Origin of the sequence: Alysiella sp. (genome assembly GCF_030525755.1) — a bacterium.
Lineage (GTDB): Bacteria > Pseudomonadota > Gammaproteobacteria > Burkholderiales > Neisseriaceae > Simonsiella.
The window spans coordinates 24,004-43,580 of the sequence record NZ_JAUNEC010000008.1; the positions used below are offsets into that span (position 1 = coordinate 24,004).

The window sequence follows — 19,577 nt, forward strand, 5'->3', positions numbered from 1 at the left end:
AGCAGTTATCATGATGTTTTCCCGATATTTGCGCCATTTACAACACCAGCCTGCCTTTGGTTTTGTTCTTTTTATTTACAAACGTTTTATGGAAGTTGGTGTTCCACAAGTTGCAGGCAGCCTGACTTTTACCACATTATTGGCTTTAGTGCCTTTGCTGACTGTGATGCTGGTGATGATTACTGCGTTCCCCGTGTTTGGCGACGTAACCAGCGCATTCATGGATTTTGTGCGTAACAATATTGTGCCAAGTGGCGCATCGGTGGTGGCTGATTATTTGGACGAATTCAAAACTGCAGCAGGCAGGCTCACTTCCATTGGCATCATCATGATGGTGGTAACGTCTTTGATGTTGGTACAAACCATAGACGAAACCTTTAATCGCATCTGGCGTGTGCAGAAACAATGTTCATTTTGGGTTAGGCTGCCTGCTTATTGGTTGTTGCTGACCTTGGGACCTTTAGTATTGGGGTTCAGCATCAGTTTGTCGGCGTATTTCATGCGCTTGGAAACACTCAATCAACTGTCCCATTTTTCAGGCAGCCTGAAACTTGTAGGACAACTGTGTTTTGATATTGGTGTGTTTTTTGTTCTGTTTCGCTTTGTGCCAAATTGCCATGTTTCCATGAAACACGCCTTACTGGGTGCACTGATAACCGCCATTTTCTTGGAAACCGCCAAATGGGGCTTCGGGATTTACATTCGCAATTTTAACAGTTATCAGCTGATTTACGGTGCATTTGCCGCCATTCCCGTGTTTTTAATTTGGCTACAAATCTTGTGGATGATTGTTTTAACAGGTGCACTCATTACCGCCAGTTTATCCTATTGGCGTGGTGCGGCATTCAGGCAGCCTGAACGCAACCGTTTGCGTTTTGATGATGCGATTGCGCTGTTATTGTGCTTAAATACCGCACATAAACAAGGCACAACCGTTCACGAACACACGTTCAGACAGCATCATGCGATGGGCTACGACCAACTTGCCGATTTACTCAACGATTTGACTGATTACAACTACATAGAACGCGGTAAAAAAGGCTGGTTGCTCAAAACCGCGCCCGAATCCATACATTTGAATACACTGTTTACGCAACTGGTTTACCAAACAGGCGACACCTTACCGCCCAAATTACACCCACAAATCCAACATTTAAACATCAGTTTAGCGGATTTATATAACCATCTTAATCAACACCCTCATTCATGAACACCCTCCCCCTACTTGCCATCACATCAGGCGAACCCGCAGGCATCGGTCCTGACATCTGCCTTGACCTTGCCCAAACACACACTCTGCCCTATCGTCCCGTGATTTTGGGCGACATCACACTCTTACGCCAACGTGCACAAATGCTGAACAAAAGCATCAACATTCAACCTTTTCAGGCAGCCTGTTTACCCGAAAAAAACACGCTACAAGTGTGGCACATACCTTTACGTGTACCTGCCCAAGCAGGACAAGGCAACCCTACCAATTCCGCTTATGTGCTTGAATTATTGGACACCGCTCATCATGGTATTCAAAACGGTACATTTGCCGCCATGGTTACCGCTCCCGTTCACAAAGGACTCATCAACGATTCAGGCAGTCTGCCCTTTTTCAGCGGACACACCGAATACTTGGCGGAACAATCGGGTACGACACAAGTGGTTATGATGCTGGCAGGAGGCGGTATACGTGTGGCACTCTTAACCACACACTTACCCTTACGCGATGTGCCAAAAGCCATCACAACAGAATTGATACACAACGTTGCCCAAATTCTGCACCACGATTTACAACACAAATTTGGCATCACACAACCACGCATCTTATTAGCAGGACTGAATCCACACGCAGGCGAAAACGGCTATCTTGGACGCGAAGAACTGGACATTATGCAACCAGCCTCTGCCAATTTACGCGCACAAGGCATCAACATCAGCGACCCCCTGCCTGCCGACACCCTATTTCAACCCTTTATGTTACAAGATGCCGATGCTGTACTCGCTACTTATCATGACCAAGGTCTACCCATACTCAAATACGCCAGCTTTGGCGGTGGTGTCAACATCACGCTGGGCTTACCCTTTATCCGAACATCAGTCGATCACGGCACAGCATTCAATTTAGCAGGCACAGGGCGTGCCGATTCAGGCAGCCTGAAAACCGCCGTGCAAACCGCTTGGGAGATGGTACAAGCACAATCCCAGTCGATCAACAACAAGGCTGCCCGAAACAAATCAACATCATGAACCCAACCGCCCAACAACTCAACCAATTCCTACCCCAAACCCAATGCCGCGACTGCGGTTTTTCAGGCTGCCTGCCTTATGCTGAAGCGATGGCACAAGGTCAAGCCGACATCAATTTATGTGCGCCAGGCGGTGTAAACGTTATCCGCGATTTGGCAAAGGCATTAAGGCTGCCTGAAATCGCACCCGCACAAAGTCACCAAAACGCGCTGGCTTGGATTGATGAAGCCGTGTGCATTGGCTGTACTGCCTGCATTCGCGCCTGTCCTGTTGACGCAATTATGGGTGCATCTAAACTGATGCACACCGTGATTGCCGATGAATGCACAGGTTGCGGTTTATGTGTTGCCCCCTGCCCTGTGGATTGCATTCATATGCAACCTGTTGCCGATGAACATTTACCACGCGCACGTTATCTGGCGCAAAACACCCAATCTGAACGCTTTGCTGCTGCCGAACACGCTTTGCAACGTTATCAAAACCATACACATCGTCTCGACACACTGGCAGCACAACGTGCTCAACATCTGGCGACACAACGCTGTATTGCCACCGAAAAAACAGATAAAGACAAAAACATTGCCACACCCACTCAAACACTCAATGCCGCCACCCTTATCGCACAAGCCAAAGCACGCGCACAAGCACAACAAAATGAACGCGCCGTACCCAGCAACCGCGACAGTTTCCGTGAAACCCAAATCAAAGAAGCACAAAACCGTGCCACATTCCGCCGTTATCAACAACAAGCGCAATACGGCAATGAAAGCGAAAAAGCCGCCGCAATTGAGTGGTTACGCCGTTACAAGCAAGAACAAGAAGCCAAAGAACTGGCAAGACTGGCTGCAAAATAATGAAGGCGCATTGACACGACTGCTGCCTGAAAATCGTTTGGCATTTGCAGGTCAAACATTCATGCACAACAGCTCAAAATTATGGTTGTCGAAGTAAAAAACAGTACAAGGCAACAACGTCCGCCGTATACAGCAGTACACATAAGGTCGTTGACAACAACATGCTGCTTTTTCAATTCTATGACGATATTTGATTTCATCTTACCGTACTCAACACATTTTGTAGGGCGCACACCCTACACAAAATATTTCAGACAGCCTAAACCATGCACGATTTGATTGAACAATTCATAGACCATTTATGGTTACAAGAACGCCTTGCCGACAACACTTTGGCAGCATACCGCCGCGATTTGGAAAAAGTGGGAACACGTTTGGCGGCAATGGATTTGGATTTTTTCAATGCGCAAGAAAACGATTTGGTCAAAGTCATTTATGTGTCAGACGAACAAGCTCGCTCGCAAGCACGCGCATTAGCGGCGGTCAAGAAATTGTATTTGTGGTTGGCACAAACCGAACAGAGAACAGACAACCCTTGTCGCCAACTCAAAACCAGCAAGCAAGCTCAAACTCTGCCACCTTTAATTACCGAAGCGCAAACCGAAGCCCTGCTGGCTGCACCCGATATTGATACGCCACATGGTTTACGCGATAAGGCTTTACTGGAACTGATGTATGCCACAGGTTTGCGTGTCAGCGAAGCTGTGGGTTTACAGTTGCACGAAGTGGATTTGCAACGCAACAGGGTCAATACCATAGGCAAAGGAGGCAAACAACGAATTGTGCCTATGGGCGAAGTGGCTGTGGATTGGCTGGAACGCTATTTGCATGATGCACGCGAACAATTATTAAAAGGCGCGCGCTGTGATGCGGTTTTTGTGTCGCAAAAACGCGTGGGTATGACACGCCAGTTAGCTTGGCAAATTGTGGCAAAATACGCACAAATGGTGGGCATACAAGGCTTGTCCCCACATGGTTTGCGCCATGCTTTTGCCACACATTTGGTCAATCATGGCGCAGATTTACGCGTGGTGCAAATGCTATTGGGGCATTCGGATTTGTCCACCACACAGATTTACACCCATGTTGCCGATGCACGTTTGAAAAAAGTGGTTGATGCGTTTCACCCACGTTCGCGTTGAAATCGGGCTGGAATACTTTGTATTGTGCGTATCGCACACCCAGTTTCAAGAAATTGCCATGATTCTGGTGCGTGGTACGCACCCTACAAAAAGCGGTCAATACAGAAATACAATACACAAAAAGGCTGCCTGAAACCTTTCAGGCAGCCTTTGATTTGAGACTGATATGATTATAAATCAGAAAATTTCACGCCAGCTCAAACGGGTTAATGATGCGCCACCACATGCCTTGCCATAAATAGACAATGGATCGTTTACACCTGTACTTGCACCGCTGTCCGACAAGAAAATACTGTGGTTGCTGCCTGAAAGACATTGACGCACTTTCTTACCGCCTGGTGTTAAGGCTGGGTCGGTACCTGTGCCACCTGCATCGCCACTTGTGGTATAGGCATTGCCTACATTGCCAATCGCATCAGCATTGTTGCCGCCCAAAGACAAAACATAAGTCAAAATACCACCACCAATGGATTTATAACCCGCATACATGACATCAGGACGGTATTTCGTAGCCGCACCCGTATTCTGATTCAAATAATCAATATAGGCATATTCTGCCACATCATCTTTGGTTAAATTGCCACCTGTGTCAGATTTAACCTGCATCAACCAAGATTCACCCTTACTTTGCAAAGTGGAGCTACTGGCAATACAAGGGTCAACGCTGCCTGTTGGTAAACCGCTGCTGCCTGAACCGCTTTTTGAAGCTGAATAGCTGCGTGTGGTAAAAATCACGGTTTTCAATAACAAATCAGGTTTAACTACCACGCGTTCGCCCGCAGGCAAATCAAAATACCAGCCTTTATGTGTACTCTCTTCAAATGGTTTATTGCTCAAAGTACGCGTTTGCACCGTACCTTGTGTAACGGAACCACCCATGTCTTGCTTCAACAGTTGCGACAACTGCACTTCCGCAGGATTTTCAATGGTCAAATCATCATAAATCCCGTAAACCGATTGCACATCTTTGTTTTCCAAATCACTTTGATACAAATCACTGCCTGTACCAAAAATCACAACGTATTTGTTATCGGCACGGCGATAAATCGCAGGTGCGCTGGTAACAATCTGTTTATTTTGCGCTTGGAAAATTTTCTTAACCGATACCCCCGATGTACCTGTATGCAAACCGCTACCACCACCTGATACCGTATAACCCTTACGGAAATCAAAGCGATACAAACCACCGCGATAATCAGCCGCATAAGCAATATCAATCGCACCATCAAAATCCATGTCCACCAAAGTTGGCTGCATCAAACCACCGCGATTGTTTCCCGCATTGGGAACAGGGATTTTGCTCATCAATTCCCCTGCTTTCATTGAATTAACAGGCTGTGCGCCACTTTTCACAGGCACACCCACATTCTCACCACCCAAAGCATGGTAAATATACAAAGCCGCTTCAGTGTTATCAATCACTTCACCGCCTGATTGGTGTGTTACCTTATCTGCCTTGCGCGTACCACTGCCAATGAATGTAGCATAACGCACATCAGTTAAATCTACATTCATTTTAAAATCAGCAGCCAAAGTGCGATTTTGTGCCAAGCGACCGATTTGCGGTGCGCCAATCGTGTAGCCCATTACATTATTAACACCTTTTTGCGTTTCAAACAAAGGTACGCTGCTCAACCAATTTGTTGCGTCCAAACCCACAGGCTGCTGTTTCGTATCTTTACCACCCAAATTCAGCGCGTAAGTACCGCGACCACCCTGCCCCATATTGCCTGCCAAGAAATGACGTTGAGGGAAGCGTGGGTTTTTCTCGGTGGTGCGAATTACCATACCACCATTTACCATATAACGATGCGGTGCCACTTCGGGTTTAACCACATAATCAGGCGATACAATATCGGCAAAATGTTTTGCCATGGTATCCGTAGCAGATTCACGCTCCATCATCGCAGGCATGTAGTTCACTTTCAGCTCATACGGATTGGTTTTGCTCGCGCTGCTTTCAAACAAATACACCAAACCATCGTTCGCTGCCGTAATGAAAAATTGCTGGCGACCGTTTTTCTGCGGACCGTAAGAATGAATGGGCGCAGCAATCACATCGCCCATATCACGGGCATTGGGGTTGCTGGTGCTACGAACACGGTATTTCAAAGCATTGCTGGCACTGGTTAAATCGCTGTGATTATCCGCTTTATTGCGCATAATCCAAGGAATCATCGCGTTTTTCCATTCATTATTGTTCTGACCGTTATGGGGAATACCAAAAAACGCATTATTCGCTTGGCTGCCTGAAAAACTGTCTAACCACTGATTTTGGTTTTCACCTGTGTTCACAATCACTCTACGCGAAGCAAACAAAGGGGTTTTATAGGTATCCAAAACTTTGGTTTGTTTACCGCTTCTGACCACATCATAAAAACGCACTTCGCTGCTGCCTGATTTCACGTCCAAGCGTACGGCTGCCGCCAAAGCAGGCACTTTGATATCCACATCATCGCCAGAGAGTGTGGGCGAAATGCTGGAGAAAGATGAAGGCGGTTCGGATTTGTTTTCGGCATTAATTTGGTCAAAAATCTTGCTAAAAGCATTATTTAACGATGCTGCGTCATTGGCGTTAAATGCTTGATAGTTGTTTGCGGTAGAAGCATTGGCCAAATATGCGGAATTCAAACCAAAACCGATTGCAAATGTGGAAATGACTTGTTTGCGATTAGGGTGGTCGGCTGGTAATGATGGGTCATCGTCTTCACCGTTCCAGCGTTTACCTGCCGCATCAACACCGCTTGTTTTTAAGTCATTGTAAAAAACTGAATCAGCCAAGAAATTTGAAATTAAGTTGTGATCGTACCAGTTGCGTAAAGTTGAATTCCAAAGGCCAGATGGGTGAACAAATTGTAGTTTTGCTGCCCTATAATTGCTTAAACCCGCACCACCTGGCCGATTGGCATCGGGTACCATCTTAAACCGATAGGGTTCAGATTGACTTGCATGGGTTTGGCTTGCAAAAGCAGGATTTGGAACCATTGAGCCTGAATAGTTAAGAAGCACTTGTTGAGGAGGGAGAAAGCCAGCTGTCTCATTACCTTGCATCTGATATAAATAGTCGTAAGGCTCACCGTCCGAAAAAATGACCACATAGCTTTTCTGGCAACGGTATGTACCGGGTGTATCCAAAGCGGCACGCAAAAGATACACCGAGTCCATATATCGCCCAGTGGAAGGCGTGCCACAATGGGCATATAAAGAGTTAATGGCGGGCAAAATATCGGTATCCACATCTAGACCGAAACGCCATGAGTTGTTGTTGCTGTAAACCTTGGGTTTATTGGTTAAGGAGCCATCTGTATTACACAAAGTAATCATGTTCCAGTTTACGGCATTTTTGTATTCGGGATTTTGTACCAAATTTAGTAACGCTTTTTTGGTAACTTCCATTCGATTTTTACCAGCGCTGGATACCCAACCTGCCATCGAACCCGAATCGTCAATTTGCAATACCACATTGGGTTTAACCCCAGCACTGCTTTGGGTCTCTGATTTGGACTGCAAATGCAATGGGGTATCGGCAAAGGGACCGTTGGGATTAATTGCCGCTTGCGACAAAACCGATAAAGATGCCAGCGTGAGCAAAACCACGGTTTTGGGTTTCACACGCAAACTGTTTTTTTGAGCAGAACGGGATAAATTCATAACCGTATCCTTTTCTTTTTATTCATTGTTAATATTGATTAATGGTACTGCAATATTTCATTTTCTTTTGTGCTTCATATTTTGTTATCACGCACCCAAATTTGAGTTCTTGAATTGGTGCGTGAAACATCTCCCCAATCGCCCTATTCTCCGTATAACTGCAAAATATGATATTTATGGTTTATGGGATTTTTACAGCAATTCTCAATCCATTGTGTGCTTTTTTACAAAAATTTATGACTTGATTTGATTTTGTCTTACAAATATACCACACTCTGCTTTTTATCAGCATGGGGCTTTTCAGGCAACTTGTGAAATACTGACAAAAAACGGCTGTTTTTATGTCATGTTTCAATGGGTAACGCGAATTTGGGATAAGAAAACAACAAACATCATAAAAATAAATGACTTGCGCAGAATGGGTGTTACACCCCCACCATCATGATTTCAGGCAGCCTGTAATCTGACCTCTATCCCGCCTGTGCATGGGGGAAGTGGTGGGTACCAACGCCCACCCTACAATTGTGTTCTACCCTTACAGGGCAAAACGGATTTATTGGCACTTTATGGTCATAGAACTGAAAAAATGGCTGTATTCAAGAGGGTTACCATATTACAAAACTTAACCCGTCTTCAAAAATGTTTGAAGACGGGTTAATGGCATTTGGCAGAGAGGAAGGGATTCGAACCCTCGATGCGCTATTCACGCATACACGCTTTCCAGGCGTGCGACTTAAACCACTCATCCACCTCTCTATGAAAAAGAATGCAGATTATAAAGCAGTTGAAGAACGTGGGCAAGGGTTTGGCTGCCTGAAAAAATGGGCATGGGTTTTCAGGCAGCCTGTACGCGTTTTTAATATGAAAATCGCGTATAATCACGCGGTTTTTGATTTTTTGGATAACATCATGATACGTTTTGAATCGGTTGGCAAAACTTACCCTGGTGGGTTTCAGGCTTTGAAGAATGTGAGCTTTGTGATTGAGAAAGGGGAGTTGATTTTTATTGCTGGGCATTCGGGCGCTGGGAAATCTACGGTGTTGAAGTTAATCGCTGGGATTACGAAGCCTACGAGTGGTAAAATTTTGATTAATCGCAATTCTTTGAATGAGGCGAGCGAGTCGCAACTGTGTTATTTTCGTCAAAATATTGGGATTGTGTTTCAAGACCATAAGATTTTATTCGACCGCAATGTGTTGCAAAATGTACTGTTGCCTTTACGGATTATTGGTTATGACCGCAAAACAGCGGAAAAACGGGCATTGATGGCTTTGGAGAAAGTGGGCTTGGGTGGCAGGGACAAGGCTGACCCTCGCGGTTTGTCGGGCGGCGAACAGCAGCGTTTGTGTATTGCTCGGGCGGTGGTGCATCAGCCAATTGTGTTGCTGGCAGACGAGCCTTCTGCAAATCTTGATCGCGCTAATGCTTTGGATATTATGGAGTTGTTTAAAACTTTCCACGAAGCGGGAACAACGGTGATTATTTCGGCGCACGATGAGACTTTGATGCAGAATTATGGGCATCGGATTTTGCGTTTACAACAAGGTAGGTTTGCATCATGAAGCATTATCTTTCTTTGCATTGGGAAAGCTGTCGCCGTGCTGCGGTGTATTTTTTCAGGCAGCCTGTCGCCACTTTGTTGATTTTGACGATGTTGGCAATTGCGATGACTTTGCCTTTGATTTTGTATTTGGGTGTACAGAGCAGTAAATCGGTGTGGGATAAGTTGAGTGAAGTACCGCAAATCACGCTTTATATGGAGTTGAATGCTGATGCAAATGCAGCAGAAGCGGTGCGTAAATTGTTGTCTGCCGATGGTCGTGTGAAAGAAGCGCAATTTATGGGCAAGGACGAAGGTTTGGCGGAAATGCAGGAGGCGATTGGTTCGCAGGATATTGTGTCCATGTTAGACGAAAATCCTTTGCCTGATGCGTTTATTGTTACGCCTGTTGCCAGCGCACCTGCGGCAATCGCACAGTTGGAAACGGATTTAGCGGCTTATCCTATGGTGGAAAGCACGCAAATTGACCGTGAGTGGATGCAAACTTTGTGGCAATTCAATCAGTTTGTTCAGCATGTTTTTTGGTTCTTGGCGATGACTTTGGGTGTGGCGTTTGTACTAGTGGCACACAATACCATTCGTTTGCAAATTTTGAGCCACAAGGAAGAAATTGAAATTACCAAACTTCTGGGCGCACCATCTTCGTTTGTGCGCCGTCCATTTTTGTATCAGGCAGCTTGGCAGAGTGTATTATCGGCTGGCATCAGTTTAATGCTGTCGTCCTACGCAATGCAAGCCACGCAACCTTTGGTGAATCAGATTTTTCAACCTTATGGTTTGACTTTGCAATGGCGTACTTTTTATGCGTGGGAAATGGGATTGGTGTTGGTGGTGGTGTGTTTGCTGGGCATCGGTGGGGCATGGATTGCCACGCAACAGCATTTGCTCAGTTTCCGAGCCAAACATTGAGCAAACATTTTCAGGCAGCCTTTTACACACTAAAAACCTTTGTTCATAAGTATTGCTGCGGAGATAGATTTCATATTCCGTGTTTACTTGCAGAAACACTCATTTTTATCAATAAATTGAAAAAGGAACGGGTATGAAATCCGCCCCTACGTCAGTTTGAAAGCGGGCTTTGCAAAGGTCAGGCTGCCTGAAAACGTTAAAACGTTTTCAGGCAGCCTTTTTATTAAACCAATCAAATGACTACACCACACCTTGCGCCAGCATCGCATCAGCCACCTTTTTGAAGCCTGCAATGTTTGCGCCATTTACATAGTTGGTAAAGCCGTTTTCTGTGCCGTTTGCCACACAGTTTTCATGGATATTTTCCATGATGCCAGCCAAACGTGCGTCCACTTCTTCGCGTGACCACGATAAGCGAATGGCATTTTGACTCATTTCCAAGCCCGAAGTTGCCACACCGCCAGCATTAGACGCTTTGCCAGGTGCATACAGAATTTGCGCCTTCACAAAAGCTTCCACCGCTTCCAAAGTTGATGGCATATTTGCACCTTCGGCAACACAGAAACAGCCGTTTTTCAACAAAGTTGCCGCATCATTGCCGTCCAATTCATTTTGAGTGGCACAAGGCAAGGCGATGTCGCAAGGCACGCCCCATGGTTTTTGGTCGGCAAAATATTCAATGCCTTGCTCTTTGGCATAAACGGACAACCGCTCACGGCGCACTTCTTTCAATTCAATCAATGCTGCCAATTGCGCTTCGGTCATACCGCTATCGGCAAATTTAACAAAGCCATTGGAATCGGAAACAGTCAAAACTTTTGCACCCAACTGAATGGCTTTTTCAGCTGCATATTGCGCCACATTGCCGCTGCCTGAAATGACAACGCGTTGTCCTGCAAACGATTTGCCTTTGGTTTTCAGCATGTGTTCGGCAAAATAAACCGTGCCATAACCTGTGGCTTCGGGACGAATCAAGCTGCCGCCATACACCAAACCTTTACCTGTTAAAACAGAAGTAAATTGGTTGGACAATTTTTTGTACTGACCGAACAAGAAACCGATTTCGCGACCGCCCACGCCAATATCGCCAGCAGGAACGTCTGTGTCCGCACCAATGTGGCGGTACAATTCGCTCATGAATGCTTGGCAAAAGCGCATCACTTCGGCATCAGATTTGCCTTTAGGGTCAAAATCTGAACCGCCTTTGCCACCGCCCATAGGCAATGTGGTCAAAGCATTTTTAAACACTTGTTCAAACGCCAAGAATTTCAACACCCCCAAATCCACAGTGGGGTGAAAACGCAAACCACCTTTGTATGGACCAATGGCAGAGGACATTTGCACACGATAACCGCGGTTCACTTGTACTTGACCTTTATCATCTACCCAAGATACACGAAACATAATTACACGTTCAGGCTCAACAATGCGTTCCAATAAACCTTGTTGTGCGTATTTGGTGTTTTTAACCAAAAAAGTTTGCAAACTACCAAAAACCTCCTCAACTGCTTGATGAAAAACAGTTTGATTAGGATCGCGCTGTTTGATGGTTTGGAAAATTTGGTTTAAGTCGGTCATCATAATGCTCCTTAAAAAGATAAAGCGAGTTGGATAATATTGTAATTTAGTTTCAAATTATAAAAACGATGATTTTATTTTGTTGCTTGATTACACAACACGCAGTCTATATTTTTTCCAAGCATTTGAACAGTATTTTGTCTCTTTTAAATGGTATTTTTTTATATTTAACTGATTTTAAATAAAATATAGTCGTTTTAAATCAGAATCAAGACAAAGTAACTGTCTGTATTATTCTTATTTAAAACGACCATACCATCATCATTGTGTAACAATGGGGATAAACACTACCCCACAACAAAACTAATTTGAAATTTTTCCTATCCCACAAGTTTGCCTTAAATATACAAGACGGTGAATACCGCTTCTAAAATAGAGATTGTCTTGATGTGATTTTGAGAACCTGTATTCATAATCTCAATAGATTGATTTTATTTAAATTCTTGAGAACACAAGGCGGATTTTCATGCCAATATTGAACATATCGGCGTAAAAAGCCAACACAGTAGGCGCATGAAGTGGCGATAAAAGCAAGCTATTGAAATTGTGAATACAGGTTCTGAATGCTTTGTGCAATAAAATGTTTTCAGGCAGCCTGTTTAATAATAGGCTGCCTGAAAATAATTTGACCGTTATTTCTATGTGCTGCTTGACGGCTTAATGATGATGTCCATGTGGGCCGTGAACATGACCGTGTGCCAATTCTTCGGCAGTCGCATCGCGCACTTCGCTTACCGTGCCTTTAAAACGGATTTTCATACCTGCCAAAGGATGATTGCCATCAACCACCGCTTTACCGTCAGCCACTTCAGTTACGCGATAAATGATTACACCACCGTGTTCAGGGTCATCTGCTTCAAACATCATGCCTGGTTCAACTTCAACAGGAAACACTTTCACATCTTCAACGCGCACCAGTTCAGGGTCTTGTTCACCAAACGCATCATCGGGTTGCATGGTTATGTCCACCACATCGCCCACATTCTTGCCATGCAATGCTTCTTCTACCAAAGGGAAAATGCCATCGTAACCACCATGCAAATAGGCAATTGGTTCAACGGTTTTATCAATGAGATTGTTGTCGGCATCGTACATTTCATAATGCAAGGTAACAACGGAATTTTTTTGAATGCTCATGGCTTTGCCTTTCATGTTAAGTTGTGGTTTATTTCGGATTATGCAGTATAACACAGGCTGCCTGAAACGCGAAAAGTCCTTATTTGAACCATGAACAGCCTTACTTACAACATCACCATTCCGTTCAAAATCCAAAATAATTGAACTTTTTTCAAATAAGAATCATGATGTTGTTTTATTTTGAAATAAAAGTACGATTAACAATAAATGCACTCATTGCAAGGGAATTATATTTCAGTCATAATAGTTGGCTGTCCCTAAATTGGGGCTATGTTTATTGAAGTAATCATCATTTCCATGCTTCAATGAATACCATAACATCATTTTATTCATACATCACAACTATCATTTAGTTTTATTACAAGGTACTGTAATCATGAAAAAATCATTGGCTGTTGCCGCTCTGTTATCTTTGTTTGTCGCAGCTTGCGGCGGCGAAACCAAAACCCAACAAGCCGTTGCTTCTGCGGCTTCTGCTGTTCAAGCTTCTGCAGCTTCTGCTTCTGCACAAATTGACGCTGCGGCTGCATCTGTGGCTTCTGCTGCACAAGCAAACGGTGCTTCTACGGTTACTGAAATCAAAGAAGCAGCATCAGAAGTGGCTGCCGACATGAAATCAGGCATGGCTTCTGCTGCTGAAAAAGTATCAGACGTAGCTGCCAGCGCAGCATCTGCTTTGTCTAAATAAGAGGCATCTTTCAGGCAGCCTGTTGGCTGAATGAGCTTTGGGGCTGAATACAAGGTATTCAGCCCTATTATTTTTAATTGATGTATCCTCATCATTGCAAATAAGAATACGGTCGTTTCAAATTGAAATAAATTATAGTCGCAAAATTGAAAAAGCACTGCAATATGCCAACACTCTTATGTGCCATTCTCGTACACTGTAGGCATTGCCGCCTTGTATTGGTATTGCATTTTCACTTCTGCGACATTTAGGACAAGGTGTCGGCGAGTCGTACATCAGGAAATGGGTAATACTGTACTGTATTTTAATTTCAAACGACTTATAATAAAGTGTGTATTATTCAGATACAACACAATAGCAGCCATTTCTTTGTATTTTCGTTATTTTGCGATAAAAACCCATCTACCAATCTGACGAATACAGGTTCTTACATAACTGTACTTTCTGCTTGAACGCCTTTGCCGAGTTTTTTGATAACAGAAAATTGGGCAAAGTCGGGTTTTCAGGCAGCCTAACTTAAAGGAAAAACATGCTGAAAAAATGGTTGGAAAAAATCCTGCCCCACAAACCTGCCCAAACTGGTGAATGCGTGCGCCACCCAATTCAACTGCACATTCCCAGTCGCGCTGCACAAGAAGTTTTAAACCAACTGCATCGCGCAGGCTTTCAAGCCTATTTGGTTGGCGGTGCAGTGCGTGATATGTTGTTGGGCATTGAACCAAAAGATTTTGATGTCGCAAGCAATGCCACACCTGAACAAGTGCATCAACTTTTCCGCCGCAGTCGAATTATCGGTCGCCGTTTCCAAATTGTGCATGTGATGATGGGTGGCGAAACAGTGGAAGTCAGCACCTTTCGCAGTGGCGGCAAAGTGCGCCAAAATCAGCATGGACGCATCATGCAAGACAATGCCTATGGCAACATAGACCAAGATGCCTTACGCCGTGATTTTACTTGTAACACATTGTATTATGACATAAAAAACAGCGAAATCATTGACTATCACAATGGTATTACCGATATTCAAGCACGTCAGTTGGTCATAATTGGCAATCCAACCGAACGCTATCAAGAAGACCCCGTTCGCATTTTGCGTGCTGTACGTTTATCAGGCAAACTCGGCTTCACGATTGCGCCACAGACCGCTGCACCGATAGCCTGTTGTGCCAAACTGTTGCAACAAGAACCTGTGGCACGTTTATTTGACGAATTATTGAAAATTCTACTCTCTGGTCATGCCACAAGCTGCCTGAAACAATTGCACACATTGGGTATCAGTGCCAACATTCACCCTCTGCTCAATGCCATGCTTACCGCCGCACATGCACCACACCAACATATCAGCGCACAAGCCTTGCATCAAACCGACCAACGTTTGCGCGAAAACAAATCCGTTTCAGTTGGCTTCATCTTGGCAGCACTTTTATGGACACCATTGCAAACCCGTTGGCAAGACGCACAAACACAAGGACAATCGCCTGCTGCCGCCATCAACACCGCCATAGCCCATTTACGCAATGACTTGGAAAAAGGTTGGGGCGTACCACAGCGTTTTTCTGCCACCATGCGCGAAATTTGGGCATTACAAGCACAATTCATTTACCGCAGAGGTGCCAGACCCTTTCGTTTACTCACCCATCCCCGATTTCGTGCTGCCTACGATTTCCTGTTATTGCGTGCTCAACACGATGAAAGTGTGCAAGAATGCGCCCAATGGTGGACACAATTTCAATACGCCAACGACAGCGTACGTCAAAGCATGACAGAACAAGCCCCTGCTATCGCCAAACCCAACAACAAAAAACGCCGCCACAAACCACGCAAGAAAAAAACACACAGCGAATAAATCCCTTTACATTTTCAGGCAGCCTAAAATATTTTTGCAAGGTACACACCCATTTAGTGTGCACAGCCGTAGAAGTGAAAATGCAATACAAGGCGACAACAAGAGCCATGTACATCTCGTACATAAAGGCGTTGGCAATGCCACAGTATTTTTTCAATTCTGCGACCATAAATATCCACAAAATATGTTTCTAAAAATCATCACACACCATAAGGCTGCCTGAAACCTTTGCGCTATAATCCTCGCTTTACTTTTTAATCCCACTCAATCATGCAAACCCTAACCCTACTCGGCAGTACAGGCAGCATCGGTATTTCCACGCTGGACGTTGTCGCTCGCCACCCCGACCACTTCCGTATTTTCGCATTAGCAGGACACACCCAAGTCCAAAAATTAGCCGAACAATGTGCCACTTTCAGCCCTCAATACGCCGTTGTTGCCGATGAACAACACGCTCGCCAATTGCAACAACTGTTACAATTTTCAGGTAGCCCAACCCAAGTTCTATATGGCAAACAAGCCCTGATTGACGTAGCCTGTGCCAGCGAAGTAACAGGCGTAATGTGTGCGATTGTCGGTGCAGCAGGTTTGCCCTCCGCTTTTGCCGCCGCGCAATCAGGTAAAACCATCTACCTCGCCAACAAAGAAACACTGGTGGTTTCAGGCAGCCTATTCATGCAAACCGCACAAAAAAATGGCGCAAAAATCTTGCCCATAGACAGCGAACACAACGCCATTTTCCAAGTTTTGCCCCACGATTTTTCAGGCAGCCTCAACACACACGGCATACAATCCCTGATTTTAACCGCATCAGGCGGTCCTTTTTTACACACCAATTTACACGAACTGCCCCACATCACACCTGCACAAGCCATCAAACACCCCAACTGGAATATGGGACGCAAAATCTCGGTAGATTCCGCAACCATGATGAACAAAGGTTTGGAACTCATTGAAGCACATTGGCTATTTAACTGTCCGCCAGAAAAACTGGAAGTCATCATACACCCTCAATCCGTGATACACAGCATGGTGCGCTACAACGATGGCTCGGTACTGGCACAAATGGGACAAGCCGATATGCGAACACCCATTGCCTACTGCTTGGGGCTGCCTGAACGCATTCAATCAGGCGTAAACCCATTAGACTTCACACAATTATCCGCACTCACATTTACCCAACCCGATTTTGCCCGTTTTCCCTGTTTAAAGCTCGCCTATGATGTCCTACGCGTAGGTGGTAATGCAGCCTGTATTTTAAATGCCGCCAATGAAATCGCCGTTGCCCAATTTTTAGATGGCGCAATCCGTTTTACCGACATCGCCCACGTGGTGGAACACAGCTTGGCGCAACACATTTCAAGTAGTCCATGCCATACTATTGATGAACTGTTGGCTTTGGATAATGCCACACGCCAAACCGCCAACGTATTTTCAGGCAGCCTAAGAAACAAATAAACACAATAAAATCAATATTAAAAATAAAACTGTCTCCATAATTGACAAAAACGGATTGACAAAAACACCAACAACGCATATAGTTTATATCTTTCAGTCGGGGCGTAGCGCAGCCCGGTTAGCGCATCTGCTTTGGGAGCAGAGGGTCGTGAGTTCGAATCCCACCGCCCCGACCAATTGAATTTTCCATGCCAGATTTTTTTAGACGCGCCCGTAGCTCAACTGGATAGAGCACCGACCTTCTAAGTCGGGGGTTACGGGTTCGATTCCTGTCGGGCGTGCCAATTTTCTCCTTGTTGTGGTGGCTGTAGCTCAGTTGGTTAGAGCATCGGATTGTGATTCCGAGGGTCGTGGGTTCGAGCCCCATCTGCCACCCCACACATTTAATACTGCATCGTTATCATTTAACGATGCAGTTTTTTCATTTATCTCCAATACAATTTAAAATACAATCATTTAAAATCAAACAAGACAATATGGTTGTTTCAAATTAAAATAGGACACAAATCAACAACAAGTGTCGTATACGCCCAGAACATAAGGGGATACTGCTGTAACGATTTGTATTTGAAACGACCATAACAACAGCCCATATAAGAAGCTGGAACAGCGATAAAATCATACGGCATTTTCATGTGATATGCAGGTCATACACAAACTCTGAACAACAAAATAACCATTTGTTTTAAATAAATTTATCTTATAATGAATGCTTCCGCCTACCACTTACTGTACCAATGATTGATTTTCAGGCAGCCTAGAAATAGTGTGTACAAGCCCCTTGCCTATGAAACCCATTTATTTTCAGGGCATTTTCAAACTTATTATCCCAAATTCACGTTGCATAACAATTACCATTGCTTTGTCTGATTCATGTTAAAACGACCATCAATATTTTCAAAATTATCAAAATAATAATGTAACTGGGTTTAATAAATCTCTGTTTTGAGAAAAACAAGGAAAATCATGTTAAGTACACCACCTTTTGCCCCCAAAATTGCGCAAACTTTGGCCAGTTTAGGCATTGCCAACGCCGATGATGTGCGCCAAATCAATCCATGCCACGCGTTTTTGTTACTGAAACAATCACTTCATGGTGTTACACAAAGTGCGTTTTGGCAACTGGTAGGCATAGCAGAAAACATTGCGCCACATACTTTGTCGCCCGAACAACGCGCATTTTGGTTGGCGAAATTACGCAATTATCCCCCCGTTGCGGTGTTTCCGCCACCTGATGAAATGGCGTTTTTCATGCGCCACGCTTTGCAACAAGCACATCAAGCCGCTAGATTGGGGGAAATTCCTGTTGGTGCGGTAGTGGTACGTGGTGGAGCAATCATCGCACAAGCCCACAATTTGTGTGTGTCGCAGCACAATGTGAGCCACCACGCGGAAATTTTGGCTTTGGCGCAGGCGGGTCAGGTATTACAAAACTACCGCCTGAACGATTGCGATGTGTACATCACACTGGAACCGTGTGCGATGTGTGCCAGCGCAATCTTACAAGCGCGTGTACAGCGCGTGATTTTTGCCGCAAATGAACCGAAAATGGGCGCGGCAGGCAGTGTGTTAAATGTGTTTACGATGAAAAATATGAACGCCCACACCGCAATTTTGGGTGGTGTGTTGGCGGACGAAGCAAGGCAGATTTTGCAGGACTTTTTCCAATCAAGACGTTGATGCATTGGGTTTTAAATTAAAATCAGACAATGAGACAACCATATATTTTCAGGCTTTTCTATACCTTCGGCGTTGGCTCGATATCAAGTCTCGGTGATGTAACTCTTTTGTGCAAGCTTTCCATCACACTGAAATCCTACTCCTTCCCAAAACACCCATTATCCAGAAGAAACAGCGTCAAGCACTACCAAAAAACAGTCTCCACTTCATCCCAGTCGTATTCAAGGTCGGTCATGGGTTTAATCATAAAGATGATGAAAATCAATGATTGGTGTAAAACACAGTACAACTGCCACGATTTTTTACACCAATCATATTGATTAATAAAGAGAAAGTAGATAGTTTAAACACCCACCCTTGATTTAGAGAAGGGATTTGTTGGTTTTACAAGCCAAGCCTCTTGCTTTCAGGCAGCTGAAGTCTTTTATTTCAAAACCATTTTCAAATATTTAGCCGTATGACTCGTTTTGTGTTTCGCCACCTGTTCAGGGCTGCCTGAAACCAAAATCGTGCCGCCCCCAGCGCCACCTTCCAGCCCCAAATCCACAATCCAATCTGCCGTTTTAATCACATCTAAATTATGCTCAATAATCACAATGGAATTGCCTTTGCCTTTCAATCGTTGAATCACTTCCAACAATAAAGCGATGTCGGCAAAATGCAAACCTGTGGTCGGTTCATCCAAAATATACAAAGTGCGCCCTGTGTCGCGTTTGGACAATTCCAACGCCAATTTCACGCGCTGTGCCTCGCCACCCGACAAAGTCGTGGCGGATTGCCCCAAACGAATGTAGCCCAAACCCACGTCCATCAGCGTTTGCAATTTGCGCGATA

Annotated in this window: 13 protein-coding genes, 4 tRNA genes and 1 pseudogene; 13 read left to right on the forward strand and 5 right to left on the reverse strand. The window is 44.7% G+C overall.

Features of this window, described 5'->3' with window-relative positions:
• Positions 1 to 10 precede the first annotated feature (10 nt).
• The 4 genes from Q4B82_RS03075 (at position 11) to xerD (ending at position 4,234) form a co-directional block, all read left to right on the forward strand.
• Positions 11 to 1,210, forward strand: a complete 1,200-nt coding sequence (locus Q4B82_RS03075; protein WP_303064970.1) for a YihY family inner membrane protein — start codon at positions 11 to 13, stop codon at positions 1,208 to 1,210.
• The gene (gene pdxA / locus Q4B82_RS03080) at positions 1,207 to 2,238 is read left to right on the forward strand and encodes a 4-hydroxythreonine-4-phosphate dehydrogenase PdxA (protein WP_303064971.1); all 1,032 of its coding nucleotides are present in this window, start codon (positions 1,207 to 1,209) and stop codon (positions 2,236 to 2,238) included. The genes Q4B82_RS03075 and pdxA overlap by 4 nt, the downstream gene beginning before the upstream one ends.
• The gene (locus tag Q4B82_RS03085; protein ID WP_303064972.1) at positions 2,235 to 3,092 is read left to right on the forward strand and encodes an RnfABCDGE type electron transport complex subunit B; all 858 of its coding nucleotides are present in this window, start codon (positions 2,235 to 2,237) and stop codon (positions 3,090 to 3,092) included. Before pdxA ends, Q4B82_RS03085 begins: the two co-directional genes overlap by 4 nt.
• Positions 3,093 to 3,358: 266 nt before the next feature.
• Positions 3,359 to 4,234 carry a site-specific tyrosine recombinase XerD gene (xerD, locus tag Q4B82_RS03090; RefSeq protein WP_303064973.1) on the forward strand — a complete coding sequence of 292 codons (876 nt, stop codon included), beginning with the start codon at positions 3,359 to 3,361 and terminating at the stop codon, positions 4,232 to 4,234.
• Positions 4,235 to 4,411: 177 nt separating this feature from the next.
• Here xerD and Q4B82_RS03095 read toward each other — a convergent pair whose 3' ends face one another.
• Positions 4,412 to 7,885, reverse strand: coding sequence for a PilC/PilY family type IV pilus protein (locus Q4B82_RS03095; protein ID WP_303064974.1), 3,474 nt, complete (start codon positions 7,883 to 7,885; stop codon positions 4,412 to 4,414).
• A 665-nt stretch (positions 7,886 to 8,550) separates the two neighbouring features.
• Positions 8,551 to 8,641: transfer RNA gene (locus tag Q4B82_RS03100), tRNA-Ser, on the reverse strand.
• Between the two features lie 153 nt (positions 8,642 to 8,794).
• Between Q4B82_RS03100 and Q4B82_RS03105 the strand changes: the two genes are divergently transcribed.
• Entirely contained in the window at positions 8,795 to 9,448 is a 654-nt protein-coding gene (locus Q4B82_RS03105) for a cell division ATP-binding protein FtsE (protein ID WP_303064982.1), read from the forward strand.
• Positions 9,445 to 10,356, forward strand: a complete 912-nt coding sequence (gene ftsX / locus Q4B82_RS03110) for a permease-like cell division protein FtsX (RefSeq protein WP_303064975.1) — start codon at positions 9,445 to 9,447, stop codon at positions 10,354 to 10,356. Before Q4B82_RS03105 ends, ftsX begins: the two co-directional genes overlap by 4 nt.
• Positions 10,357 to 10,596: 240 nt before the next feature.
• Here the strand turns inward: ftsX and gdhA are convergent, their stop codons facing one another.
• Positions 10,597 to 11,934 carry an NADP-specific glutamate dehydrogenase gene (gene gdhA, locus Q4B82_RS03115; RefSeq protein WP_303064976.1) on the reverse strand — a complete coding sequence of 446 codons (1,338 nt, stop codon included), beginning with the start codon at positions 11,932 to 11,934 and terminating at the stop codon, positions 10,597 to 10,599.
• A 657-nt stretch (positions 11,935 to 12,591) separates the two neighbouring features.
• The gene (locus Q4B82_RS03120) at positions 12,592 to 13,071 is read right to left on the reverse strand and encodes a peptidylprolyl isomerase (protein ID WP_303064977.1); all 480 of its coding nucleotides are present in this window, start codon (positions 13,069 to 13,071) and stop codon (positions 12,592 to 12,594) included.
• A gap of 376 nt (positions 13,072 to 13,447) precedes the next feature.
• On the opposite strand from Q4B82_RS03120, the gene Q4B82_RS03125 reads away from it, so the two are divergent.
• The 7 genes from Q4B82_RS03125 to tadA all read left to right on the forward strand — a co-directional run bounded on the left by Q4B82_RS03125 (position 13,448) and on the right by tadA (position 18,743).
• Positions 13,448 to 13,759, forward strand: coding sequence for a hypothetical protein (locus Q4B82_RS03125; protein WP_303064978.1), 312 nt, complete (start codon positions 13,448 to 13,450; stop codon positions 13,757 to 13,759).
• Between the two features lie 529 nt (positions 13,760 to 14,288).
• Positions 14,289 to 15,605, forward strand: coding sequence for a polynucleotide adenylyltransferase PcnB (gene pcnB, locus Q4B82_RS03130; RefSeq protein WP_303064979.1), 1,317 nt, complete (start codon positions 14,289 to 14,291; stop codon positions 15,603 to 15,605).
• Between the two features lie 270 nt (positions 15,606 to 15,875).
• Positions 15,876 to 17,063 (forward strand): 1-deoxy-D-xylulose-5-phosphate reductoisomerase, encoded by a 1,188-nt coding sequence (gene ispC / locus Q4B82_RS03135; RefSeq protein ID WP_303064980.1) that lies wholly within the window; start codon positions 15,876 to 15,878, stop codon positions 17,061 to 17,063.
• Between the two features lie 98 nt (positions 17,064 to 17,161).
• Positions 17,162 to 17,239, forward strand: a tRNA-Pro gene (locus Q4B82_RS03140).
• Between the two features lie 31 nt (positions 17,240 to 17,270).
• A tRNA-Arg gene (locus Q4B82_RS03145) sits at positions 17,271 to 17,347 on the forward strand.
• Between the two features lie 17 nt (positions 17,348 to 17,364).
• Positions 17,365 to 17,441, forward strand: a tRNA-His gene (locus Q4B82_RS03150).
• A gap of 588 nt (positions 17,442 to 18,029) precedes the next feature.
• On the forward strand, positions 18,030 to 18,743 hold the full coding sequence (tadA, locus tag Q4B82_RS03155; protein ID WP_303064981.1) for a tRNA adenosine(34) deaminase TadA: 714 nt from the start codon (positions 18,030 to 18,032) through the stop codon (positions 18,741 to 18,743).
• Between the two features lie 424 nt (positions 18,744 to 19,167).
• Here the strand turns inward: tadA and Q4B82_RS03160 are convergent.
• Positions 19,168 to 19,577: pseudogene (locus Q4B82_RS03160) on the reverse strand (excinuclease ABC subunit UvrA); the annotation flags it as partial.